Source organism: Coprobacter tertius (genome assembly GCF_024330105.1).
Classification (GTDB): Bacteria; Bacteroidota; Bacteroidia; order Bacteroidales; family Coprobacteraceae; genus Coprobacter; species Coprobacter tertius.
In genome coordinates this window covers 247,197-272,705 of sequence record NZ_JANDHW010000002.1, presented here as the reverse complement: position 1 = coordinate 272,705, position 25,509 = coordinate 247,197, and the positions used below count along the sequence as shown (strand labels likewise).

Below are 25,509 nucleotides of genomic sequence, written 5' to 3'. Positions count from 1 at the left end.
CACATTATGTTACTTCCGACTTTTCATATTTACATAATAATATGTTTCATAATTATGTTTTTAAACACTGTTAAATAACATATTTTCATGAAATATATTTTGTATTTACCTGTTATCTAATTAGCTTTGTATATGAGCAGTAGCAAAAAGGATTAATAACGTCTAACAATTTTAATTTTTGTAACTATGAATTCAGACAAATTCCAACAGCGATTGCTCGGGTTGCAAGACAATCTTTTAAACTTTGCTTACATGCTGACTTCCGACCGAGAGGAAGCGAAAGATCTCTTACAGGATACGACGCTTAAGGCTCTCGATAACGAAGAAAAGTACATTGACAACATTAATTTTAAAGGATGGGTATTTACGATTATGCGTAATATCTTCATCAATAATTATCGTCGTATTGTACGAAATCAAACGGTAGTAGACCAGACTGAAGACCTATATCATCTGAATCTGCCACAAGAATCGGGATTTAATACCCCTGAAGGTTCTTTTACAGTAAAAGAGATTACCAAGGCCATCAACAGTTTTTCCGATGAATATAAAGTCCCGTTCTCGATGCATGTAGCAGGATTTAAATATCACGAGATCGCCGACAAAATGAGTCTGCCCTTGGGAACAGTAAAAAGTAGGATCTTCTTTGCACGACAACGGTTACAGGAAATGTTGAAAGATTATAAATAATTCCCATACCGGTTATTAATCCCGAAAGGAATTAACCTGAACATCTTTCCGGAAATTACGTATCAAAATAATTTTCATAAATTGCACCAAAGAATAATTTTAGATAAAAAAGTATCTGAAAAATAGAAAAATCACGAACGGCAAATTGCGTTGATTCGAAACACAGTTTACCGTTCGTGATTTTACGTTATCTCCACCGTCTTATTTATACAATCAAAACTATTTATAAGTTATCTCGTAGAAAACAAAAACAAGACATAATTCAATAAATCGGCAAGACATTCTTTATCCGGCTTACCATCTACATAGAAATCGATCCGGTCTATCAAGCCTACCATATAACCGAGATGTGCGTCATCCAGTTGGGGGGCATCCTCCAATAACGAAAAAATATCTTCAAGGTGAACAAAGTAATTCTTCATTTCACCAATACAATTATATAATATTTCGGATAACCGTCCTTCTTTTCGATTATCTCGAATATAACTCCATCTACACTTTTCGCAAATAAGATAAAAAGTATAAATACTCAACTGTTCTTCAGTTGTCTTATAATATAAATCGGCTGGAGGATTTCCTCCGCGCACAAGAATTACCCGACCGTTAAATACCTGATGAAAATATCGCAACATCAGCATAATAATGATATAATACTGGTATTCATATTCGTCGGGCCGATTTTGAATTCGACTCACAACCTTGTACAAGGCCTTGTACGGATATTTCTCTTTTGTTTTCATATCCGTATAACAAAATCGACCCTCTAAAATATTTTTGATATTTATTAAACAAGCATAATAAAGAACAGGTAGTTATTATATAAATTCTTATTTACAAGCAGTTAAAAAATATTTATTTTTATTTGCATAAAGCTTTACACAACTGGTCCGGACACGAAGTATGACGACTACCGCATCGTACATCTTCGAGCCGACTGATTATTTCCGAAAACCTTCATTCCGATAAACAAACGGTTAATTCCCCGTAAATTACTATTACACCCACCGGTGAATTTTACTTTTTTCACTATATCATCTTCCATCTCCATTTCTATCTGTTAACTACACGTAGCTTCCGTATAATATATCGTCTTCATAGTCAAGTTATATTTATTTCAGAAAAAAAACAGGAAATCACTTTTTTAGCGATTTCCTGTTCACATATTTTTCTGTACAAAGTAATTACTCTTCCTCCTCGTTTTCTTTCATATTATGGAAAACATTTTGTACATCTTCATCATCTTCAAATTTCTCGAGCAATTTTTCTATTTGAGTGCGCTGCTCTTCGGTCACCTCTTTTACATCATTCGGTATACGTTCAAATTCGGCGCTAAGAATCTCAAAACCGTTATCTTCAAGATATTTCTGTATATTATTAAACGATTCGAACTCACCGTACAATACGATTTCCTCTCCTTCGGCTTCCACTTCATCCACACCGAAATCGATCAGTTCGAGTTCTAAATCTTCCAAAGATACCCCTTCTTTAGCTTTTATCTTAAATACACTCTTGTGATCGAACAAGAATGATAAACTTCCGCTTGTTCCCAACGATCCTCCGAATTTATTAAAATAACTGCGCACATTTGCTACAGTACGCGTAGTATTATCGGTAGCTGTTTCTACCACAATAGCAATCCCATAAGGGCCATATCCCTCATATACCACTTCTTTATAATCGCCTTCGTCTTTCGATATCGCTTTTTTTATCGCCCTCTCAACATTCTCCTTAGGCATATTTGCAGCCTTAGCGTTCTGCATCAGAACACGTAAACGGGGATTTGCATCGGGATCGGGACCACTGGCTTTTACAGCTATAGAAATCTCCTTACCTAATTTGGTAAACGTTCGGGCCATATTCCCCCAACGTTTTAATTTTCTGGCTTTACGGTATTCAAACGCTCTTCCCATTGTACTTTATCTTTTCTGTATTATATTATTAAAACAATTATCTGAGTTTTGCATTTAACTTTTGTTGCAGGTTTCCGATAATCCGGTTCATAATAGACTCGATTTGTTTATCGTTCAGAGTCTTAGTCTCATCCTGCAAAATAAAAGATACGGCATACGATTTTTTCCCGGCTTCAAGATTTTTTCCTTCATATACATCGAAAAGATAAACCTCTTTCAACAACTTACGTTCCGTTTCATACGCAATCTTTTCAACTTCAGCAAAAGATATACCGGCATCGAGTAAAAGAGCCAAATCACGTTTCACAGGCGGGAACTTCGAAATATCATGATAAGTTACTTTATTTTTCGATGCTTCCTTCATTAACAATGTCCAGTTTAATTCGGCAAAATAAACTTCGGTATCGATATCGAATGTTTTCAGTATCTTCTTAGAAACCACACCCAATACAGCTAACTTTTTACCTTCGCGAGTAGTGATCGAAAGTACAGCCGAGAACATATCGTCAGAAGTTTGAGAAAACTGTATCCGTGCGAAATTTATACCCAATCGGGTAAAAATATTCAGTACATAAGCTTTTAATTCAAAAACAGTAGATTTCTCATCCGGATGTACCCAACTACCGCATACACGATTGCCTGTTACCCACATTCCGAGATGCTGTTCTTCAGAATAAGGAGCCAACACACCTTTCTGCGAATCGGCCCGGGGATCGAAATAATATACATTTCCGAACTCATACATTTTCAGATCACCGCGCCGGCGATTGGCGTTGTATGCAATGCTTTCGAGCCCACCAAACAATAAAGTCTGCCGCATCACGTTCAAATCATTGCTTAATGGGTTGAGAAGCCTTACGCAATGTTCCTCAGGATAAGTTTTCAACTCGCTGTAATAAGCACTTTTAGTCAGCGAATTATTCATAATCTCATTAAATCCGCAACCGGTTAACTGTTCTGAAACAAGCTGTTGTAACTGATGACTCGTATCGGTTTTTGTTTTATAAGAAAGATTAGAATGTACCGAATCGTTAAACTCTATGTTATTGTAACCGTAAATACGCAAGACATCCTCTATAACATCAACGTCCCGCTGTACATCTACTCTGTAAGTAGGAACGCTTAATGTAAGCAATGAATCTTTTTCATCGAGTATTTCTATTTCGAGACTTTTCAGAATATTCTTTACCGTATCACGAGGTATCGTCTTTCCGATCAGATTATTGAGTTTTTCAAAATCGAGTTCTACCGTAAAATTGTTTATCGGCGACGGATAAATATCAATTATATCACCGGTAATAATTCCTCCGGCCAACTCTTTTACTAACAGAGCAGCACGTTTCAGGGCATAAACCGCATTATTAGGATCGGCTCCGCGCTCGTAACGAAACGAAGAATCGGTATTCAGCCCATGACGACGAGCTGTTTTACGCACCCAAACAGGATTAAAATAAGCCGATTCGAGGAATATATCGGTTGTTTCTTCCGTTACACCAGATTTCAGACCGCCAAAAACTCCTGCAATACACATCCCTTCTTCTTTGTTGCAGATCATCAAGTCACGCTCAGAAAGTGTACGTTCAACCTCATCGAGAGTAATAAATTTTGTTCCTTCGGGTAACGTTTTTACGATTACCTTTCCTCCTTTAATTTGTTTCAGATCGAAACAATGCATCGGTTGCCCAGTTTCATGCAATACATAATTAGTAATATCTACAATATTATTAATTGGTCTGAGACCGATAGCAGTCAATCTCTTTTGCAGCCATTCGGGACTTTCAGCCACTTTTACATTACGTATTGTCAACCCGCAATATCGAGGACAAGCTTCGGCATTCTCTACTGAAACCGAAACAGCATCACCGGCAATATCATCAATGGAAAAGGTATCAACCGAAGCTTTCTTCAATCCCGGTTCCATTCCGTTTTGAATCAGGTATGCAGCCAGATCACGAGCGACACCATAATGAGATGCCGCATCGATACGATTCGGCGTAATATCTACCTCGAGAACATAGTCGCTCCCCACATTATAATAATCTTTTGCAGGTGTTCCGGGAACGGCAGTTTCGGGTAATACGATTATACCGTCATGACTCTCTCCTATCCCGATCTCGTCTTCGGCACAAATCATGCCGAAAGATTCCTCTCCTCTTATTTTCGATTTTTTTATAGTAAAACTCTGATCACCGTCATATAAAGTAGTTCCCACTGTTGCTACGACAACATGCTGTCCTGCGGCGACATTGGGAGCGCCACACACAATTTGAACCGGCTCTCCCGATCCCAAATCGACTGTCGTTATATGTAAATGATCAGAATTAGGATGATCGACACAAGTCAGCACTTTTCCGATAACGATGCCCTCGAGTCCTCCTTTTATCATTTGCACTTCCTCTATACCTCCAGTTTCGAGGCCGATAGAAGTTAAAGCTGCCGAAACCTGCTCGGGAGTCAACGAAAGGTTCAGGTAATCTTTCAGCCAATTGTATGAAATATTCATATCTGTATATTTTTGCTGTATGCGGCAACTATCGTTTTTATAGTGTTCCTGCCACCGCACTCAATTATTTTTATATGCACTTTCGGGTGTGCAAATTTAATAAGATTATTCTTTTTTTCTGCCAACCGGCAACCGAAAATAAGTATTACGCCGTTTATTTATTTTACGATAAAACGGAAGTCACGAGGTACAGGAGTTTCAAAAAACATATCCCGCCGTGTAATCGGATGCACAAATCGCAATCGAGAAGCGTGCAAAGCCAGCCGTCTGATAGGATTACATTTCGATCCATATTTTTTATCCCCGATAATACTATGCCCGATATCTTTCATATGCACGCGAATCTGGTTTTTACGCCCGGTTGCTAACTGTAATTCTACTAAAGCGAAATTTTTATTATTTTGAAGAACCTTATAACGGGTAAGAGCATACTCTCCTCCTTCTTTATCATCAGAAGAATAAACTTCGAAAGCCGCATTTTCTTTCAACCAAGAAGATACCTGCCCTTCCCCGGGTTCAGGGATACCCTCTACGACAGCGACATACCGACGATCGATAACCATATCATTCCAGGCCTTCTGCATTTGTTCTTGTATCTCTTTATTTTTTGCAAACATCATCAATCCAGATGTATCCCGATCGAGACGATGTAAGATAAAAAGCCGGGCTCCGGGATCGTTTTCTTTTAAATAATCGCTAATAATGCGATAAGCCGTTTTTGTTTTTATTCGATCGGTCGACATCGATAACAAACCATAACCTTTATCGATCACAATCAGAAACTGATCTTCATAAACAATTCTCAAACGAGGATGCTTAAATTCACTAAATCCCTTTTCAAAATTTACAACCACTATATCTCCCTTATGAACAGGAAAATCGAATTGCGTTATCGGGGTATCATTTACCGCTACCTGACGATGCGATAAGTACGATTTTACAGTCGTTTTACTCTTATCACACAATAAACCATACAGATAAGCAAGTAGAGTACCGTCTTCTTCTACCTTATACTCTTTTAAAGCATTATTCTTTTTTTCGCCCCTTGTTTTATGTTTATGAGGTTGCCGCATATAACTGATATTTGCAATATTACTGTTTAAAAACCTGCAAATATAATCATAAGTTAAATGAAAACAGAACTTTTGCTTCAAAAACGTATAGGGAAAAAGAGTGAGACCATTGTTTAAATGTTAAGAAAAATAATAATATACTTGGCTATTCTGCAAAATACAATTACATTTGCCTGTTATTAATATTTTATGACTCGACAATGAGAATGAAGATACATCAGGAAGGTAGAAATATTCTTCTTATTTTAATATTATTACTCGCCGTTATCAACGGCTTGATATACGTTTTCTTTTATAATCACTATTTCTCGGTCGGATTACTAACGGTATCTGTCGTTTTTTATCTGCTGGTACTAAATTTTTTCCGTTCACCAAAACGTCATTTCAAAGGCGATACACATAACGTTGTGGTAGCACCTGCAGATGGTACGATCGTAGCAGTTGAGGAAGTTATCGAGAACGAATATTTCCATGAAAAGCGAATACAAATTTCTATTTTCATGACAATATTCAATGTACATGCCAACTGGTTTCCTGTCAACGGCAAGGTACTACACGTAAGTCATCAACCAGGGCGTTTCATGGCGGCTTACCTTCCTAAATCGAGTACCGAAAACGAACGTTCGACCATAATTATAAAAGCGGAAAACGGACAGGAAATACTTACACGCCAAATCGCAGGTGCGATGGCCAGACGTATCGTCACTTACGCCGAACCGGGTGATGAATGCCATATCGACGAACATATGGGTTTTATTAAATTCGGTTCCCGGGTAGACGTTTTCCTGCCTCTCGATGCAGAAATTATGGTCTCGCTCGATGACAAAACAACAGGAAATCTGACACAAATAGCACGTCTCAAATAATATCTGTTCTTTCGTTAACAAAAAACGACAATACGGATAAAATTATATCCTACATATATAAACCGATCATGAACGCCATTATTAAATATATACCGAACAGCATCACTTGCCTCAATCTTTTATCTGGTTGTCTCGCCTCTGTCTACGCGTTTAACGGTGATTACAAAATGGGGGCTATTTTTATCGCATTAGCAGCTGTTTTTGATTTTCTCGACGGTTTTTTCGCGAGATTACTACATGCTTATTCTCCATTAGGTAAAGAACTCGACTCTTTAGCCGACCTGATCAGTTTCGGTATGGCACCGGCAGTTCTTATGTATAGTTATTTGCTATCCTCCCCGATCTCGCAAGGTGACAGTTTTATCTCTCAGTATATTCCCTATACAGCTTTCCTAATCACTATATTTTCTGGACTACGACTGGCTAAATTTAATATAGATACCCGTCAGACCACCTCTTTCATAGGACTTCCTGTACCGGCTAATGCTTTATTCTGGATAGGAATGTACTGGATCATGATTGAAAATAATTTAAATGATTATTTTTTGCTGGCATTATTCATTATATTCTCATATCTGATGGTTTCGGAAATACCGATGTTTTCGCTTAAATTCAAAAATTTATCATTTAAAGAAAACTATATACGATACCTGTTGATTATTTGTACTGTTCTTCTTATCATTTGGTTAGGAATCGGAGGATTGGCAGCGACCGTCGCTCTTTATATATTGTTATCGCTTCTGACAGCGAGGCGATAAACAAAAACGGAACGATTTTTGTTCCTTTTGTAGTCGTTTACCTATTAAATTATTCTGACTATGTTCCTTTTCTATATATTTATTTTTTTCCTCGTTTTTATCCTTCTTTCAGCTCTCGGTATTGTAGGAGCTGTTATTCGCATGTTTTTCCGTAGTCCCCAATCCGGAAACGAACAGCGTTCTTACTCCGGCAGTCGCCAGTCGACTTCGACAAAATGGTATACATACGGTAAAAAAAAGAAAAAAGTTTTTGATAAAAATGATGGCGAATACGTCGATTTCGAAGAAATAAAAGACGAAAAATAATTTTTATGACTGCCATTACGACAGTATAATTAAAGCCCTCTTTACTTTTTTAATACACTTATCATAATCAGGTATTTCCTGCAAACAAAATGTAATGTGCAGATGTTTATGTAACATAATTAAACTATCTGCATTATGAAAAAAACTCAAGCGTCTTTAATCGGAGGATTTTTAGCTACCGTAGCCTTATTACTTGTCGTATATATCGAAAACATGACAGGCTATTTCGCCTTTATGTCACCAATCTTCGTATCGGCAGTAACCGGAAGCACAATGTGGCTCAGTTGGCTTTTACATCTTATAGCCGGCTGGGTATTTGCTTTTATTTATGCTTATTTTTTTATAAAAATATTATCATGGGTAAAAACACCCTGGCTACGAGGAACCGTTTACGGCCTTTTATTAGCCGTTCTTATCGAGATTTCCCTTTACATGACCGACCGCGATATAGTAACCAACAACCTGTTACTTTCTACTCTCGGGCTGGCCATCGCATACATGATGTATGGTGCCATACTCGGTATGATCGTATTACCCGAAAATAAAACTGAGAACTGACCTTTATTTTCTTCTACATAAAAATAATTTCAGGAACGATAGATTTTCGAGGCAACAATGTACAGAATTTTCATATTTGAAATTCTAAATGAAAAACAAACATTAAAACACTCATAAAAAACAATTAGTGAAAGAAATATCATAAAAAAGACTTTATTTGTTTTTGATCTTTCATTTTTTAATGTACATTTGCAACATATTTAATAAAATAATATGTACAGCAATATTCTACACCATGCCCATCATCATTACTTAACTCTATCGAGGTGAGCGTAGATTTTATTGCATAAAATAATATTTACTTTTAAAGGCTTACCTCATGAGGTAAGCCTTTTTTATTTAAACAATAATTATAAACAAAATACGCTATGTTACGCATTGCCATCCAATCGAAAGGTCGTCTTTATGAAGATACCATGGAGTTACTTACCGAAGCCGGAATAAAACTGTCTTCTGCCAAACGAACATTACTGATACCGGCAAGGAATTTCCCGATCGAAGTTCTCTTCCTTCGTGACGACGATATTCCCGATTCTGTTGCTTCCGGAGTTGCCGATATTGGAATCGTAGGAAAAAACGAATTTTTAGAAAAACAAAAAGACGCTGATATCTTAAAAAATCTCGGATTCAGCAAATGCCGTTTATCTCTGGCAATTCCAAAAGACGAAGATTACCAAGGACTTGAATGGTTTTCGGGACGTAAAATCGCAACATCTTATCCCGGCATTTTGTCTTCTTTTCTCAACGAAAAAGGAATTAAGGCCGATATACATGTCATCACAGGATCGGTAGAAATTGCTCCCGGTATCGGACTGGCCGACGCTATTTTCGATATTGTAAGTTCAGGCAGTACCCTGGTAAGTAACCGTCTAAAAGAAGTTGAGGTTATTGTAGAATCACAGGCTGTACTCATCGGAAACAAAAATTTGTCGGAGGATAAAAAAGAAATTCTGGAAGAACTTATTTTCAGAATCGAAGCAGTACAGGCCGCTGAAGATAAGAAATATATTCTGATGAATGTTCCTAATAATAATCTCGAAGAAGTTTTAAATGTATTGCCGGGTATTAAAAGTCCGACAATAATGCCTCTGGCTCAGGAAGGTTGGAGTTCGGTACATACGGTACTAAACGAAAAATGTTTCTGGGAAATCATCAATAAACTCAAGACAGCCGGAGCCGAAGGTATCCTTGTACTGAACATCGAAAAAATGGTATTGTAATGAAAGTCTACGAATATCCGCCACGTTCTCAATGGGCGGAAATAACAGCCCGTCCGCATCTCGATACATCATCGTTGCATATTAAAGTCAGCAGTATTCTCGATGACATTCGCAAACGCGGAGATGCGGCACTTAAAGAATATACCTTACAATTCGACAAAACAGAGTTAGAAAATCTGCAAGTCGGGAAAAAAGAATGGGACAAAGGTTGCGATCTCGTTTCACCCGAGTTAAAGAAAGCAATAGAAACAGCCCGGGATAATATTGCCAAATTCCATGCATCCCAAACTTTAGAAATACTCAAAACAGAAACGACACCCGGCGTTGTCTGTTGGCAAAAACCGGTAGGTATCGAAAAAGTAGGCCTTTATATTCCGGGAGGAACTGCCCCACTTTTTTCTACTGTTCTCATGTTGGCTGTACCTGCGCATATAGCCGGCTGTCGGGAAATAATCATGTGTACTCCTTGCGGGAAAAACGGTAATGTACATCCTGCTGTACTTTGTGCCGCACGCATTGCAGGAGTAGATAAAATATTTAAACTGGGCGGCATACAAGCCATCGGAGCTATGGCATACGGAACCGAAAGCGTTCCTAAGGTTTACAAAATTTTCGGTCCCGGAAACCAATATGTTACTGCAGCCAAACAAATCGTAAGTTTGCGTGATGTAGCAATCGATATGCCGGCCGGCCCTTCTGAAGTTGCGATTATTGCCGACAAAACTTCCAATCCGGCATTTGTCGCGTCCGATTTCCTTTCTCAAGCCGAACATGGAGCCGATAGCCAATCGATGCTTTTTACTCTCGATGCCGATATTGTTTCTCCGATACAAACAGAAATAGAACGCCAGCTCTCCCAACTTCACCGAAAAGAATTGACCGGAAAATCTCTCGAACACAGCAAAATCGTAGTACTGAAAAACCGGGAAGAACTTATAGAAATTACAAATGAATACGCCCCAGAACACCTCATTATACAATCAAAAGATTATAATGAATTAGGAGAAATGATCGTAAATGCGGGTTCGGTATTTTTAGGACCATATACCCCGGAAAGTGCAGGTGATTATGCTTCGGGAACCAATCATACACTACCTACAAGTGGATATGCAAAAGCTTATAGCGGAGTAAACCTCGATAGCTTTATCCGAAAAATCACCTTTCAAGAAATCACCCGGGAAGGATTGAAAAATCTGGGTAAAACAATTGAAATCATGGCTGCCAATGAAAGTCTCGACGCACACAAAAACGCAGTATCGATACGTCTTTCTTCTTCAAACAAAAAATAAATACGATGAATATAGACATACAAAAACTCTTACGTCCTAACATTTTACGGTTAAAACCATATTCTTCGGCAAGAAGCGAATTTAAAGGTGATGCATCGGTTTTCCTCGATGCCAACGAAAACCCGCTCAATCCGCCCTATAATCGTTATCCCGACCCATTACAACACCAGGTAAAAGAGAAAATCGGTCGTATTAAAGGAGTTCCTTCCGACTCTATATTTTTAGGGGTAGGAAGTGACGAACCCATCGATTTACTCTACCGAGCTTTCTGCGTGCCGGGAAAAGACAATGTCGTAGCTATCGATCCTACTTATGGCATGTACGAAGTTTGTGCAGATATAAACGACGTGGAATACAGAAAAGTAAAACTCGATACATCATTCGACTTCGATCCAGAACAGTTACTGGCAGCATCAGATAAACAAACAAAACTTATTTTTATTTGCTCTCCTAACAACCCTACCGGCAATTCATTCAGTGAAGAAAAAATAGAAAAAGTCATTACCGGATTCCACGGAATTGTAATAATAGATGAAGCCTATATCGATTTCTCATCCTATCCGGGATTTGCCCGTAAACTCGGAAGTTTTCCAAACCTTGTGATATTACAAACATTTTCAAAGGCTTGGGGTAGTGCCGGAATCAGGCTCGGAATGGCCTTTGCCTCTCCCGAAATTATAGCTGTATTCAATAAGATAAAATACCCTTACAACATTAATCAGCTCACACAAGAACATGCCTTAAAACTTCTCGATCGAAATGAAGAACGCATCGACTGGGTAAAAACTCTGATAAATGCCCGTGAAAAGCTTGCTCTCGAGCTTTCGGGACTTTCTTATGTAGAAATGATATATCCGAGCAACGCCAATTTCCTATTGATAAAAGTCGATAATGCAAACGAACTATACAACTATCTGGTTAATAATGGAATCATAGTACGTAACCGAAATAATGTAACACTATGCTCTGGATGCGTACGTATCACTGTAGGAACAGCCGAAGAAAACGAAGAGCTGATAAATACCCTGAAAACTTATAAAACTACTGTAGGATGAAAAAACGTGCACTTTTTATCGATCGTGACGGAACTCTTGTCGTAGAGCCACCGGTAGATTATCAGCTCGACAGTCTGGAAAAACTCGAGTTCATTCCGAAAGTATTCAGAAATCTTCATTTCATTAAAGAGAAACTCAACTTCGAGTTGGTAATGGTCTCTAATCAAGACGGTTTAGGCACCGACTCGTTCCCCGAAGAAACATTTTGGCCGGCTCATAATAAAATATTAAAAGCATTGGCCAATGAAGGCATTACATTCGATGATATACTTATCGACCGATCTTTCCCAGAGGAACAACTGCCGACACGTAAGCCCGGAATAGCAATGTTAGGAAAATATACCGGTGGAAATTATGATCTTGCCTCATCATTTGTCATCGGAGACCGTATCACCGATATGCAACTGGCACAGAATCTCGGTTGTAAAGGAATATTCCTACAAGATCCCAACCTTGGAAAGGACGCAATAACAGAAGCTGGTCTCGAGAAATCTTGTGCATTGATAACTTCCGACTGGGATCGTATCACCGAATTTCTCTTCGCCGGTGAACGGCGCGCCGAAATACACCGTATAACATCGGAAACCGATATATACATATCAATTAATCTCGATGGAAACGGAAATTGCGAAATCGATACCGGACTCGGTTTTTTCGATCACATGTTACATCAGATCGGAAAACATTCGGGCATAGACCTCGTTGTAAAAACAAAAGGAGACCTATATGTCGATGAACACCACACGATAGAAGATACAGCCATTGCATTAGGCGAAGCCGTTGCCAAAGCATTGGGAGACAAAAGAGGAATCGAACGTTATGGCTATTGCTTACCCATGGATGATTGCCTGTGCAGTGTCGCTCTCGATTTCGGCGGTCGCCCTTGGCTCGTATGGGATGCAGAATTTACCCGCGAAAAGATCGGAGAAATGCCTACTGAAATGTTTCTTCATTTCTTTAAATCTTTTAGTGATGCCGCACGCATGAATCTGAATATAAAAGCAGAAGGAAAGAATGAACATCATAAAATCGAAGGTATTTTCAAAGCGCTCGCAAGAGCTTTGAAAATGGCGATAAAACGAGATATCTTCCATTACGAGCTTCCCAGTACAAAAGGTACTTTATAGTCTTTCAACATAAGGGAGTATCGATAATTATCGATACTCCCTTATGTTTTTAATGTCGAAACTCAATACTCTATTTTCCGTATTGTATCGATCAAACGATGAAAATCATCCGGGAACACATCTCCGATATTTCCGATACGGAAAGTATCGGCTTGAGAAATTTTACCCGGATATATTACAAAACCGTTCTCTTTCAATTGCATATAGAAACGTTTGAAATCAAATTCTTTTTTCGGATACAAAAAAGAAGTAATTACAGGAGATTGTATCGCATCCGGCAATAACGTCTCAAAGCCCAATGAGCGCATTCCCTCTACCAAAATACGATGATTCTCCGAATATCGTTTAAATCGAGCAACCACACCTCCTTCGTCTGCTAACTCTTGCATTGCCTGCTTAAAAGCTCGAACAACATGTGTAGGAGATGTAAAACGCCATTTCCCATGTCCTTTTTCCATTTTTTCCCATTGGGCATACAAATCTAAAGAAAGGGACCGTGCATTACCCTTGCATTGCATAAGTTCCTTTCTCCGGGCAATAACAAATCCGAACCCCGGAACCCCCTGAATACATTTATTGGCACTGCTAATCATAAAGTCGATATCCAACTCGGCTACATCTAAAGGAATACCTCCAAAACTGCTCATTGCGTCAACAATAAGTTTTTTATCGTATTTTTTAACAACTCCAGCTATTTCTTTCAACGGATTCAAAACACCGGTCGTCGTCTCGCAATGTACGACCGCGACATGTGTTATTTCAGGATGTTCCGATAAATAATGTTCCACCATTTCAGCAGAAACAGTAACGGTCTCAGGAAAAGAAAGTTTACAATAAGAAAGTTTATAATAATCCGAAATCAGTCCCATTCGGTCACCATAAGCCCCATTGCTAAGGATAAGCAACTTATCGGTGGGGTTTACTGCCGTACCAATCACCGATTCTACACAATATGATCCGCTTCCCTGCAAAAGAACGGCTGTATACTCCTCCGTGTTCCGAGTAGCGAAATCTACGAGTCCATGCCTGACCTCCTCTACAATATGCACATTATAATCTTCATCCCAAGTACACCAATCGGACATCATTACCTGTTTAACGCTATCGGTTGTTGTTAAGGGTCCGGGAGTTAATAAAAGATAAGGCCTCATACGTCTAATATTTTTTATTTACGATTTGTAATTTCTACTGATAATTTCTCATTTATCTGCGAGATAACGTCAGGTAACTCTTCAATAGTTTCTACAACAAAATGAGCTCCCGCATTTATCATTCGTTGACGGACATCTTTTTTTCTCATCGTCAATACATCGGGTTCCAGCGCAGCTGTCTCTTGTAACGTCAGTCCCATTTCATTACTACCGAGAATAACTCCGACCGTCCAAACTCCGGCATTTACTCCTTCACGTATATCAGCGATCGTATCCCCATATTTTACGATAAGATCTGTAGAAGGAACCGCAAGAGCAATCATATTCTTATATACCATATAAGGATAAGGTCGCCCTCCGGGTAAACCGTCAGGAGTAACACAATAATCGGGAGTATATCCTTTTTGGGATGCTTCGGGAGCAACGACCTCCATCATTGCAGCAGTATATCCGGTAGTAGAACCTATTTTTATTCCGCTTTCCCGAAGCTGATTTACCGTATTGATAACGCCCGGTATAGGATCAGTATAATTGCTAAGGGAAGCAAATAAATACTTTTCAAAATTTCTGTTCATTTCAATCACATCGATTTCATTCCACGGGCGTCCGTATATTTCCTTAAAAACGTTACTCACACCATCCATCTTGAAAAGTTCACGAATATGATCGATTTTAGCCATGCCCATCGGCCCTCGAGCCTGTTCTGCCGTAATACGTATCCCAATCTCCTCAAAAGCTTTCAGAAAAGCAGCGACTGGAGCGAAACATCCATAGTCTATTGCCGTTCCTGCCCAATCCATAATCACACATTCAATCTTTTTCATATTATTTTCAATTAAATTCATTATTTAAATCACCGACGACGTATTTAATACATTTTCCGAAATCGTTTTTGTTCCGATAGCTACTTTTTGCCTCGAAAACTCTCGAATATAACGCTGTACTAAATAAATCCCTGCGATAAAAAACACAACCATACAGATAATACCGACATACCCTGACAAAATATTGTAAAAATGCAGCCATTGAACATCCGGCCCAAAAAATTCTTTCATCACGAGCACAGTAACAGTTCCCGCATAACCGATAAAATCAATCGTAGCGATAAAAAAACCTACATTGCCCCGAATTCGGAAACAAGCAATAAAACGTTCGAAAAAAATCGTCTGGAAACTCAAATAAGCCGTGTAAAGACATAAACTCTGTATAAACAACCATGAAAGAGGACTCAACTGCAACATATCATAATTAATAGCTGTAAAACCGAGAACTCCCATACCACATATGACCAGCGACAACAACAAACACAATACTTTTATATTACTCTTTATCAAAGACATACTTCCGAAAACTGTGAGTATAATCAATGTCACGGCACCATCTACTTTTGCAAAAATCCAAGAAGATTGTTGCATTGCATTCACATCGATAATCTTTACCAAAAAATCTTCCTTTACATCTTGTAAAACAGTAATGAAAAGGTTTGCGAAAAAGAGCAACACCAGTAATGGCATAAATTTCGAGAACAAATTTAAACGTTCCTTTCCGTTTAACGTCACTCTTTCGACCTTTAATTGTTTGTCTTTTTCATCTGGTTGTGGCAACCGATTAAGAAGAAATCCCAATAATGATAATAAAGGAAAAGCAATTGCTCCGATAAAGGCCGGCATCCAAAATTCACTCACATGTAAGGTATCGAGAACAAACAGTCCGATAGATTTAGCCGTTCCCGAACTCACAGCAATACTCATTCCCATAATACTTGCTAACAGATCGGTTACTCGACGACCTTCGAGAAAACTAAAAATTACTCCCCACATACACCCCAAAGATAAACCATTGAAAAAGAGAGCAAATACATTATAAGGTTTAGGAAGACATCCGAAAAGTACAAGGGAAATCTCCGCTATTCCGACCGACAAAATCATAAAATGCAATCGATTTTCTCGTTTAAGTTCCGATATGAGTTTTATCCCGATAAACTTAGATAGCAAATAACCGAATATCTGTACAATACTCGTCGCCACTTTATAATCTATCCCGAAAAAATCAAAATCGTCGAACGTCGCAGCTGTAAAAGGCTTACGTAAAGCATATACTAAAGAATACGACAACAAAGCAGCTCCGCCGGCCCAAAGGATAAACAATAAATCGGAAATCTTTCCGGAGTGCAAAATAAAACTTTTACGGAGGGTTAGCATCATTCTTTCTGTTTTTTGATTCCGTCAGCAAAAATATTACCCCTCACCCGACAAAAAAATGAATAATTATTATTAATAAATCCCTGTTTCAGCCCTCTAATAAAGTAATATTAATGTAATATTTATGAAATGAAATCATCATATCGATTTATCTCCTTTGTAAACCTATTAAACGATTGATAACAGATATACAATGAACGACCTATTCGAAATTTACAGACAGATAGAATATTTACGTAATCAAGGTATTAAAATGAAAGAAATTGCCGATTGGACAGGAATGACTCCCAGTGTACTTTCTTCTCTGTATTCTAATGTATTACCCAATTTCGTAAACGCAACAAGAAAAGGTAGTTCTACCGAAGATGCTCTCGATTACGCCTTATCCCAAGTAAACAATGTTTCGAAAAAAAGATTGTTAGGAAGTCTCCCTGAATTGAAAGAAAAACTCTTCGGAATGGAAATCCCGTCTAATAATACCGTACCCGAAAATCCGTTTATCGGAATGCTCAATGAAGAGATGATCCGATCGGTACAAGAAGTATTCAATTATAGTGGTATTTATATGAGTTACAGTATGTCCTCGTCTTCCGACAGCCTGAAAGCAGAACCGTATTTAATCGCTCCATCGGAAAACAACAACTATGTAAAAGTAACCCATATGAGCGCTTATCATTCGACACATCGAGGTATCGGTATTTTCAATAACCATCAAAATTCCTATATAATCTTCAACGAACGAGAATCACCGCAACTGGCTTTATTCACAATATACCTGCAATTGCCCATGTATGATTATCCACGCATGCTTAAAGGTCTTTATTTATCATTAGATTATAACCGGAATCCCATTGCTCGACGCATCGTATTTATAAAATTATCGGACAGCACGTTAATGGACGACTTTTTGCAATTGAAGGGTGAGCTCATTGCTAAAGAAAATCTTACACCCGAACTCGAAATTTATTACAATTATGCCTGCCAGGAAGGCGATTATATAAAAACATGCACAATACCTTCACCTCAACTCAACGAAAATGACTTGACAAGAGAAAAAAAGATAATTAGTACCTGCTAAATAAACGAAAAATAACCTATACGTAAATTCCTGTCTTATAACCCGATTTCTTCACTGATTCCCAAATATGAAATTTTTGTCTAAAAATAAGCAGGAGAAAAATTTTGAAACTACACAAAAAAGAGTACCTTTGCACTGCTTTAGCCAATAAAGGCTTACCCGAAGCAAGGAAGTGTGGGTGAGTGGCTGAAACCACCAGTTTGCTAAACTGACGTACGGGTAACCGTACCGGGGGTTCGAATCCCCCCGCTTCCGCAAAAAATAACCGGTTGAAAAATCAACCGGTTATTTTTTTCCCTTTAATTTGATAACCATCATAATAATTTAATCAGACGGATTAAATATTTCCAAACGAAAACAGAATAATCCAACCGTTCAATCATCTCAATTATAAATTAAATAACACCTCTTAAACGGTCTTCAAATGCGGCTAATGCTGCTTTTGCACCTTCTCCCATACTTATGATAATTTGTTTAAAAGGAACCGAAGATACATCTCCGGCAGCATATATACCGGGAACATTTGTCCGACAATAACTATCGATTACAATTTCACCGCTTCGGTTCGTTTCCAAAATTTCACTGAAAGCACGACTATTAGGCGCCAACCCGATCTGCACAAAAATTCCGTCTAAATCGACAACCCGTTCTATTTCCGTTTTCCGGTCTTTTACACGAATACCTTTCACTTTTTCTCCATCACCAATTATTTCAGTTGCTTGCGTACCGGTAAAAATATCGACGTTAGGGATGCTCATCGCTTTTTCCTGCAATACTTTATCGGCTTTTAATTCATCTAAAAATTCAAAAACCGTTACTTTCGAACATATTCCGGCAAGATCTATCGCAGCTTCGATTCCCGAATTTCCCCCACCGATTACCGCAACTTGTTTCCCCTTATAAAATGGGCCGTCACAATGTGGACAAAATGCAACCCCATGCCCCGTATATTTTTCTTCACCGGGAATATTCAGTTTTCTCCAGCTGGCACCAGTAGCAATAATAACTGCATTCGAAATAAATTGCTCGCCACCCGTAACCTTTATCATTTTTTTCTTTCCATCGATACCGATCTCTTCTATTTTCCGATGCTCGAAAAGATCGATCGGGTAACAAGTCATATGATTTTTTAGATCATTTGCCAATTGATTTCCAGTCGTTTGAGGAACAGAAATAAAATTCTCGATACCTACAGTATCTTTTACCTGACCGCCAATTCTTTCGGCAATTACAGCAACACTTAATCCTTTACGGGCAGAATAAATAGCCGCAGAACTTCCTGCGGGTCCTCCACCGATTACAACGACATCATACGTTTTAACAAGAGATTCACTCTTATTTTTTTTAGAACCATAACGAGACTCTAATTTTTCAAGTAATGTTCCGAAATCACCTCTGCCTACATGCAGTAATTCTCCGTCGGCATAAACAGCCGGCACCCCCTGTAATTTCAACGCATCTACTTCTGCCTGATTAATAGCCCCGTCTACCATTTCATGCCATATTCCATTATTTAATGTAGTCATTACATTCAATGCTTGTACCACATCCGGACAATTAGTACAAGACAAAGAAACATAGGTCGTCAAACGAATAGGGCCATTTAGTGCTCTCACTCGATCACAAATACCTTCATCGGGGAAATTTTTCCCCTTCCCATCGAGATTCAAAATAGCCAGTAACAAAGAAGAGAACTCATGTCCATTAGGAACCGCTCTGAATTTGATTCCGGTCTCTTTCTCATTCCTCAACAGCATAAAAGACAATCCCTCACCCTCTTTTATCCGAAATGTAATTTTATCGGAACAGGAAGACACATCCTCTAACAATTCCAATAATTCTTTATAGCTTTCATGTTGCTGAGAAGCGGTAATATCAAAAAGATATTCGGCTTCCAATCCCTCGAAAATAGTTTTTATCTGTTCTTTTATTATAGAATCTAACATTTATATTCGATTTATTACAGTTTACGTTTTCTATTATACAGGGAGAGCCGAAATAAGAATACACTTTTCCGGCCCTATCCCACTATACAAATTTCAATCTTTAAATTTTCCCAACAAGATCGATACTCGGTTTCAGTGTAGCTTCTCCTTTTTTCCATTTGGCAGGACATACCTCATCTCCATGTTCTGCGACAAATTGAAGAGCCTGTAAACGACGAAACAGTTCATCGGCATTACGACCTACATTACCAGCCAAAACTTCGTATGAAACGATCCGGCCTTCAGGATTAACAATAAAGGTGCCTCTTTCAGCAACTCCTTCATTTTCGATCATAACATCAAATCCGCGGGCAAGAACGCCAGTAGGATCGGCTAACATGGGATAATGTATTTTTTGAATTGTTTTAGAGGTATCATGCCATGCTTTATGCACGAAATGTGTGTCGCACGAAACGGAATATATTTCGCAACCGGCCTTTTGAAAATCCTCATATTTATTAGCCAAATCTTCCAGTTCGGTAGGACATACAAATGTAAAATCTGCCGGATAAAAGAAAAATACCGACCATTTTCCAAGCACATTATCTTTGCTTATCGCTTTAAACTTATCGTGTACATAAGCTTGTACTTCAAAATCTACAATTTCTTTACCAATTAATGACATAACTTTAATCTTTTAAAATTTATATTATATTACTTACTCGTTCCTTTCGGTTAATAATTTATTTTATGACAAAAGTAAGCTGAGATTTTTTATAAATCAAACAGATATTTTCTATATTTGTATTTATAAAATCTATATAAAGTATGACAATTCAACAGATGGAATATATTGTGGCCGTAAATAAATATCGCCATTTTGTAACGGCCTCTGAAAAATGCGGAGTAACCCAACCGACATTAAGTACCATGATTCAGAAATTAGAAGAAGAACTGGACATTAAAATATTCGATCGTACCAAACATCCGGTAGAACCTACCGAAATGGGATTACGCATAATTAAACAAGCCGAAACATCACTTTTCGAAATCAGAAAAATAAAAGAAATAGTCGAATCGGAAACCCAATCTTTATCAGGAAATCTACAAATAGGAATCATTCCTACGGTGGCCCCATATCTCGTACCCGATTTCATCTCTCTTTTTCAGAAAAACTATCCTTCGATAAATCTTTCAATTTCCGAAATGAGAACCGGAAATCTTATTCAACATCTCCACGACGGTTTATTAGATATAGTTATCGCATCCACTCCTCTGAATCAACCCGATTTTTATGAAATCCCTATCTATTACGAGCATTTTGTAATCTATTTTGCAAAAGACAACCGTCAAAAAAATCACATCATGAATGTAGAAAATCTTCTGGGCAAAAATCTTTGGGTACTACAGGAAGGACACTGTTTCAGAAACCAAACCTTTAACCTCTGTTCTCAAAATAATAGTTATAATCATATTTATGAAGCTGGAAGTATCGATACCTTAATTAAAATAGTAGATAAAAATAAAGGATATACTCTGATTCCCGAATTACACCTTCCTTTTTTAACCGAAGAACAGAAAAAAAATATCAAACCTATTACATCGCCTCCTGCAGTACGGGAAATTTCGATCATTATACGTAAAGATTATATCAAAGAGAGAATGGTAAACGCAGTAGCCGAAACGATCAAAAAAATCATTCCATCTTCCATGCTCGATGAAAGATTAAAAAAATTTTCAATTAAATTATAACTACCGTTCTTCCTAACGAAAAAACAATATAGAAAAATATCTTTTATCCCGTACCGTTAAGGTGTACCTTATCAAAACGTACACCTAAACAGCCTGGATATAAATATAAAACATATACGTAAAAATATACATTTTTATTTTTTAATTCAGACAGTGTATTTATCTTTGTAAGTTCACCGATTAATAAATATGTACCCTGAGAAAGGTTACACACAAGAAATCCGTAAAAACGTTATGGAAGAAGATATAAAAAAAGCCTGTGAAATCATGCAAAAAGGGGGGATAATTTTATATCCTACCGATACGATTTGGGGTATCGGCTGCGATGCGACCAACCCGGATGCGGTAAAACGGGTGTATGAAATTAAAAAAAGGACCGATAGCAAAGCGCTTATCATACTCGTCGATAAAGAAAGTAAAGTAGAATTTTATGTTGAAGATGTTCCTGAAATTGCTTGGCAACTTATCGAACTTTCAGAAAAGCCGCTTACCATCGTTTACGATAAAGGACGCAACCTGGCTGAAAACCTTTTAGCAGAAGACGGTAGTGTAGGTATACGCATTACAAAAGAAAATTTCTCGAAAAAACTTTGTGATCGTTTCAGAAAAGCGATCGTTTCGACATCAGCTAATATAAGCGGCGAAAAATCACCGGTTAATTTCGGAGAAATTTCTGACGAAATAAAAAAAGCGGTCGATTATATTGTTTCATATCGGCAAGAAGATTTTTCTACACCGGCCCCGTCAAGCGTAATAAAATTAGGTAAAGGCGGACTAATACAAATCCTCAGACCCTGATGAGAAAAACGAGACAGATGATAAAGTACATCATTGGCGATTTCATATCGGCTAATGTAGCTTGGTTTTTATATAATCTGTATCGTTATTATACAGTAGAAACTTATGAATTCTTAGGTTCACTCAAATCTTATTTGGCATTTCCTCGCATTATCGAGGGACAAATACTTTTTCCTTTGCTGTTTATTTTTCTGTTCATTTTATCCGGGTATTATAATCAGCCTTACCTGAAATCGCGCCTTAGCGAATTTTTCTCGACCTTTTTTTCGGTTATGACAGGTGTGTTCCTTTTATTCTTTATCGCCATTATCAACGATATACAACGCATACCGCTCAATAGTTACGCTATGCTGGGGGTCATGTTTCTTATTATGTTTTGTTGCGTATATGCCGTAAGAGCCGTTATTACTTATCATGCGACGAAAAAAATACATGACGGATACTGGGGATTCAATACACTTATCATAGGAACAGGAAACCATGCCGCAAATTTATACCGTGAACTGACAAAAAAAGATAGGTCGTTAGGATATAATATACAAGGTTTTATAAAAACCGACGATGAAAAAGAAGAAGTTAATCCTTTACTTCCAAATTTTCCGGTTTATTCGATTTCCGATATCGAGACTTCGGTAAAACAATTCAATATCGAAGAACTTATTATTTCACTCGACCGGCACAACCGATCGACCCTTCACAAAGTCATTAATCGACTTTACCCACTAAACCTACCGATAAGATTACAAATCAACGAATTCGAAATGCTTACCTCCCATATAAAACTATCTAATATATACGGTACTCCATTAATCGATATCAGCAAATGTTCTTTGTCGGAATGTGAGAAAAATTTAAAAAGATTTTTCGACATTATAGGTTCCTCTCTGGCACTGATTATATTATCTCCTGTATATCTTTTCCTTGCTATTCGAATTAAATGCGGAGGAAAAGGACCGGTCATTTACCGGCAAAAAAGAATCGGTTTCCGGCGTAAGGAATTTACTTTATACAAATTCCGCACAATGGTAAATGATGCCGAAAAAAACGGACCTTCCTTATCCAAAGAAAACGATACGAGAATAACTTCTTTCGGCCGTATTATGAGAAAATACAGGCTCGATGAATTACCGCAATTTTGGAACGTACTCAAAGGAGATATGTCGATCGTAGGGCCACGTCCCGAACGAGAATATTATATAGACCAAATCATCAAAAAAGCACCTCACTATTCCCTGCTTCATCAAATAAGACCAGGAATTACATCCTGGGGAATGGTTAAATATGGGTATGCCCGTAATATAGATGAAATGATAAAACGCCTGAAATACGAAATTCTTTACCTTGAAAACATGTCTCTACTAGTCGATCTGAAAATTATTATTTACACAATTAAAACGGTTTTTACCGGCAAGGGTTTATGATAGATAATTTAGAAGCAAAAGAAGAAATAGGAAAAGAAAAAGATTGGTTCCTGAAAATACTGATCTGGAGAGAAAAAAATATCAAAGAAAAGAATTTTATTCTTATTCTTAGTTTTCTCGTAGGTATGTTCGCAGCGTTCGCCGCATTAATACTAAAATACCTGATACATTTTATACAAAACCTGTTAACCGAACATTTCACTATCGATGGCGCCAACTACTTATATCTGGTATATCCCATAATAGGAATTTTACTCTCGGGAATGTATGTACGTTATGTTGTAAAAGACGATATAAGTCATGGTGTAACCCGCATCCTATACGCAATTTCACAACGTAAAAGCCGGTTAAAACCTCACAATATGTACACTTCGGTTGTAGCCAGTTCGATTACGATCGGTTTCGGGGGATCGGTTGGAGCAGAAGCGCCTGTCGTATATACGGGAGCGGCAATAGGTTCGAATATCGGGCGGCTATTCAGACTCGACCAACGGGTACTAATGCTCATGGTCGGCTGTGGTGCTGCTGCCGGTATTGCAGGAATATTTAAAGCTCCGATTGCGGGATTACTGTTTACACTCGAGGTACTGATGATAGACCTTACTACGACATCAGTAATGCCTTTACTGATTTCATCAACGACGGCAGCTGTTGTAACCTATATTTTTATGGGACCTACCGCACAATTCAGTTTTGTACAAACCGAACCTTTCATAGCTGAAAGAATACCTTATGTCATATTACTCGGTATATTCTGCGGATTTATCTCCCTCTATTTTACGCGTATTATCAATTGGCTCGAAGATATTTTTAGAAAACTCAGTAAACCTTGGCTCAAATTTGGTTTCGGAGCAGTTATTTTAAGTCTCACGATCTTTCTTTTACCTCCCCTTTACGGTGAAGGTTATGATTCTATCATAAAACTTCTGGGGGGGAACGTACAAAGCATTACCGATGGGAGTATTTTTTATCCTTTAAAGGATAATTTCTGGATACTTTTTCTGAATCTCGGACTCATCGTTCTCCTTAAAGTATTCGCAACAGCTGCAACCAATGGCGGGGGTGGAGTCGGCGGAACATTCGCTCCCAGTCTTTATCTGGGGTGTATGTCAGGATTTTTATTTGCATTTACACTTAACCATTTCGGATATTCAATTCCTCTTTCCGAAAAGAATTTTGCCCTTATGGGTATGGCCGGAGTAATGTCGGGAGTTATGCACGCCCCTTTGATGGGAATCTTCCTTACGGCTGAACTAACAGGAGGATTCAGTTTGTTTTTACCCCTTATGATTACCTCTACCGTAGCATTCGGTACAATAAAAATATTTGAACCGTACAGTATCTATACGATGCGTTTGGCCAAAAAGGGAGAACTCCTTACTCATCATAAAGATAAAGCCGTGCTTACACTTCTGAAAATGGATAGTGTTATCGAAAAAGATTTTCTATCTGTACGTCCCGATATGAATCTTGGAGATATGGTAAAAATCATTTCCAACGCACATCGAAATATTTTCCCTGTAATCGACTCGAACAATATACTATTAGGGATTGTATTATTAGATGACATTCGCAATATCATGTTCCGTCCAGAATTATACAACCGGTTTTATGTGCGTCGTTTTATGGTAAGCCCGCCGGCCAAAATCGTTGTGGGAATGCCCATGGAAAAAGTAATGAAAATATTTGACGATACCAACGCCTGGAATCTACCCGTTGTTGAAGAAGACGGCAAATATGTAGGATTTGTTTCGAAATCGAAAATATTTAATTCATACCGTCGTGTATTAGTACACTTTTCTCAAGACTAAAAATTAGGATATGGCTC

General features: G+C 38.0%; 23 protein-coding genes, 1 tRNA gene and 1 pseudogene. 15 read left to right on the top strand and 10 right to left on the bottom strand.

Annotated features, from left to right (window positions below; all coding sequences use genetic code 11):
- Positions 1-186 precede the first annotated feature (186 nt).
- A complete protein-coding gene (locus tag NMU02_RS02925) occupies positions 187-690 on the top strand; it encodes an RNA polymerase sigma factor (protein WP_255025692.1) in 504 nt (167 codons plus the stop codon).
- A 230-nt stretch (positions 691-920) separates the two neighbouring features.
- Here NMU02_RS02925 and NMU02_RS02920 read toward each other — a convergent pair whose 3' ends face one another.
- From NMU02_RS02920 to NMU02_RS02900, 5 genes and pseudogenes are all read right to left on the bottom strand, one after another.
- A complete protein-coding gene (locus NMU02_RS02920) occupies positions 921-1,430 on the bottom strand; it encodes a type I restriction-modification system subunit M N-terminal domain-containing protein (RefSeq protein ID WP_255025691.1) in 510 nt (169 codons plus the stop codon).
- Positions 1,431-1,548: 118 nt separating this feature from the next.
- Positions 1,549-1,738 (bottom strand): annotated as a pseudogene (locus NMU02_RS02915) (TIGR03905 family TSCPD domain-containing protein).
- 133 nt (positions 1,739-1,871) lie between these two features.
- A complete protein-coding gene (locus tag NMU02_RS02910) occupies positions 1,872-2,600 on the bottom strand; it encodes a YebC/PmpR family DNA-binding transcriptional regulator (RefSeq protein WP_255025690.1) in 729 nt (242 codons plus the stop codon).
- Between the two features lie 37 nt (positions 2,601-2,637).
- Positions 2,638-5,103, bottom strand: coding sequence for a phenylalanine--tRNA ligase subunit beta (gene pheT, locus NMU02_RS02905; RefSeq protein WP_255025689.1), 2,466 nt, complete (start codon positions 5,101-5,103; stop codon positions 2,638-2,640).
- A 158-nt stretch (positions 5,104-5,261) separates the two neighbouring features.
- Positions 5,262-6,176 carry an RluA family pseudouridine synthase gene (locus tag NMU02_RS02900; protein ID WP_255025687.1) on the bottom strand — a complete coding sequence of 305 codons (915 nt, stop codon included), beginning with the start codon at positions 6,174-6,176 and terminating at the stop codon, positions 5,262-5,264.
- Between the two features lie 206 nt (positions 6,177-6,382).
- Between NMU02_RS02900 and NMU02_RS02895 the strand changes: the two genes are divergently transcribed.
- From NMU02_RS02895 to hisB, 8 genes are all read left to right on the top strand, one after another.
- Positions 6,383-7,042 (top strand): phosphatidylserine decarboxylase family protein, encoded by a 660-nt coding sequence (locus tag NMU02_RS02895; protein WP_255025826.1) that lies wholly within the window; start codon positions 6,383-6,385, stop codon positions 7,040-7,042.
- A 65-nt stretch (positions 7,043-7,107) separates the two neighbouring features.
- Positions 7,108-7,800 (top strand): CDP-diacylglycerol--serine O-phosphatidyltransferase, encoded by a 693-nt coding sequence (gene pssA, locus NMU02_RS02890; protein WP_435522009.1) that lies wholly within the window; start codon positions 7,108-7,110, stop codon positions 7,798-7,800.
- Between the two features lie 60 nt (positions 7,801-7,860).
- Positions 7,861-8,106: a DUF4834 family protein gene (locus NMU02_RS02885; protein ID WP_255025682.1), complete on the top strand. Its 246-nt coding sequence runs from the start codon at positions 7,861-7,863 to the stop codon at positions 8,104-8,106.
- 135 nt (positions 8,107-8,241) lie between these two features.
- Positions 8,242-8,664 (top strand): DUF6789 family protein, encoded by a 423-nt coding sequence (locus NMU02_RS02880; RefSeq protein WP_255025680.1) that lies wholly within the window; start codon positions 8,242-8,244, stop codon positions 8,662-8,664.
- A 368-nt stretch (positions 8,665-9,032) separates the two neighbouring features.
- Positions 9,033-9,884, top strand: a complete 852-nt coding sequence (gene hisG / locus NMU02_RS02875; RefSeq protein ID WP_255025679.1) for an ATP phosphoribosyltransferase — start codon at positions 9,033-9,035, stop codon at positions 9,882-9,884.
- Positions 9,884-11,173: a histidinol dehydrogenase gene (gene hisD, locus NMU02_RS02870; protein WP_255025678.1), complete on the top strand. Its 1,290-nt coding sequence runs from the start codon at positions 9,884-9,886 to the stop codon at positions 11,171-11,173. Before hisG ends, hisD begins: the two co-directional genes overlap by 1 nt.
- Positions 11,174-11,178: 5 nt before the next feature.
- Positions 11,179-12,228 (top strand): histidinol-phosphate transaminase, encoded by a 1,050-nt coding sequence (hisC, locus tag NMU02_RS02865; protein WP_255025677.1) that lies wholly within the window; start codon positions 11,179-11,181, stop codon positions 12,226-12,228.
- Positions 12,225-13,355, top strand: coding sequence for a bifunctional histidinol-phosphatase/imidazoleglycerol-phosphate dehydratase HisB (gene hisB, locus NMU02_RS02860; protein ID WP_255025676.1), 1,131 nt, complete (start codon positions 12,225-12,227; stop codon positions 13,353-13,355). Before hisC ends, hisB begins: the two co-directional genes overlap by 4 nt.
- Before the next feature lie 62 nt (positions 13,356-13,417).
- Here hisB and phnW read toward each other — a convergent pair whose 3' ends face one another.
- From phnW to NMU02_RS02845, 3 genes are read right to left on the bottom strand one after another with little or no spacing between them, the layout of a single operon-like run.
- Positions 13,418-14,506 carry a 2-aminoethylphosphonate--pyruvate transaminase gene (gene phnW / locus NMU02_RS02855; protein WP_255025675.1) on the bottom strand — a complete coding sequence of 363 codons (1,089 nt, stop codon included), beginning with the start codon at positions 14,504-14,506 and terminating at the stop codon, positions 13,418-13,420.
- A 14-nt stretch (positions 14,507-14,520) separates the two neighbouring features.
- Complete coding sequence (phnX, locus tag NMU02_RS02850; protein ID WP_255025674.1) at positions 14,521-15,330, bottom strand: phosphonoacetaldehyde hydrolase; 810 nt, start codon at positions 15,328-15,330, stop codon at positions 14,521-14,523.
- A 24-nt stretch (positions 15,331-15,354) separates the two neighbouring features.
- Complete coding sequence (locus NMU02_RS02845; RefSeq protein WP_255025824.1) at positions 15,355-16,707, bottom strand: DUF5690 family protein; 1,353 nt, start codon at positions 16,705-16,707, stop codon at positions 15,355-15,357.
- Between the two features lie 193 nt (positions 16,708-16,900).
- Here NMU02_RS02845 and NMU02_RS02840 point away from each other — a divergent pair, with 193 nt between their 5' ends.
- Positions 16,901-17,785: a hypothetical protein gene (locus NMU02_RS02840; protein ID WP_255025673.1), complete on the top strand. Its 885-nt coding sequence runs from the start codon at positions 16,901-16,903 to the stop codon at positions 17,783-17,785.
- 168 nt (positions 17,786-17,953) lie between these two features.
- Positions 17,954-18,040 (top strand) — tRNA-Ser (locus tag NMU02_RS02835).
- A gap of 140 nt (positions 18,041-18,180) precedes the next feature.
- On the opposite strand, the gene ahpF is transcribed toward NMU02_RS02835, so the two are convergent.
- Both ahpF and ahpC read right to left on the bottom strand, forming a co-directional pair.
- Positions 18,181-19,731 (bottom strand): alkyl hydroperoxide reductase subunit F, encoded by a 1,551-nt coding sequence (gene ahpF, locus NMU02_RS02830; RefSeq protein ID WP_255025672.1) that lies wholly within the window; start codon positions 19,729-19,731, stop codon positions 18,181-18,183.
- A gap of 100 nt (positions 19,732-19,831) precedes the next feature.
- On the bottom strand, positions 19,832-20,395 hold the full coding sequence (gene ahpC / locus NMU02_RS02825) for an alkyl hydroperoxide reductase subunit C (RefSeq protein ID WP_255025671.1): 564 nt from the start codon (positions 20,393-20,395) through the stop codon (positions 19,832-19,834).
- Between the two features lie 143 nt (positions 20,396-20,538).
- Between ahpC and NMU02_RS02820 the strand changes: the two genes are divergently transcribed.
- The 4 genes from NMU02_RS02820 (at position 20,539) to NMU02_RS02805 (ending at position 25,492) form a co-directional block, all read left to right on the top strand.
- Positions 20,539-21,462, top strand: coding sequence for a hydrogen peroxide-inducible genes activator (locus NMU02_RS02820; protein WP_255025670.1), 924 nt, complete (start codon positions 20,539-20,541; stop codon positions 21,460-21,462).
- 234 nt (positions 21,463-21,696) lie between these two features.
- The gene (locus NMU02_RS02815) at positions 21,697-22,260 is read left to right on the top strand and encodes an L-threonylcarbamoyladenylate synthase (protein WP_255025669.1); all 564 of its coding nucleotides are present in this window, start codon (positions 21,697-21,699) and stop codon (positions 22,258-22,260) included.
- Between the two features lie 17 nt (positions 22,261-22,277).
- The gene (locus tag NMU02_RS02810; protein ID WP_255025668.1) at positions 22,278-23,681 is read left to right on the top strand and encodes a sugar transferase; all 1,404 of its coding nucleotides are present in this window, start codon (positions 22,278-22,280) and stop codon (positions 23,679-23,681) included.
- Positions 23,678-25,492: a chloride channel protein gene (locus NMU02_RS02805; RefSeq protein ID WP_255025667.1), complete on the top strand. Its 1,815-nt coding sequence runs from the start codon at positions 23,678-23,680 to the stop codon at positions 25,490-25,492. Before NMU02_RS02810 ends, NMU02_RS02805 begins: the two co-directional genes overlap by 4 nt.
- Positions 25,493-25,509: the final 17 nt, after the last annotated feature.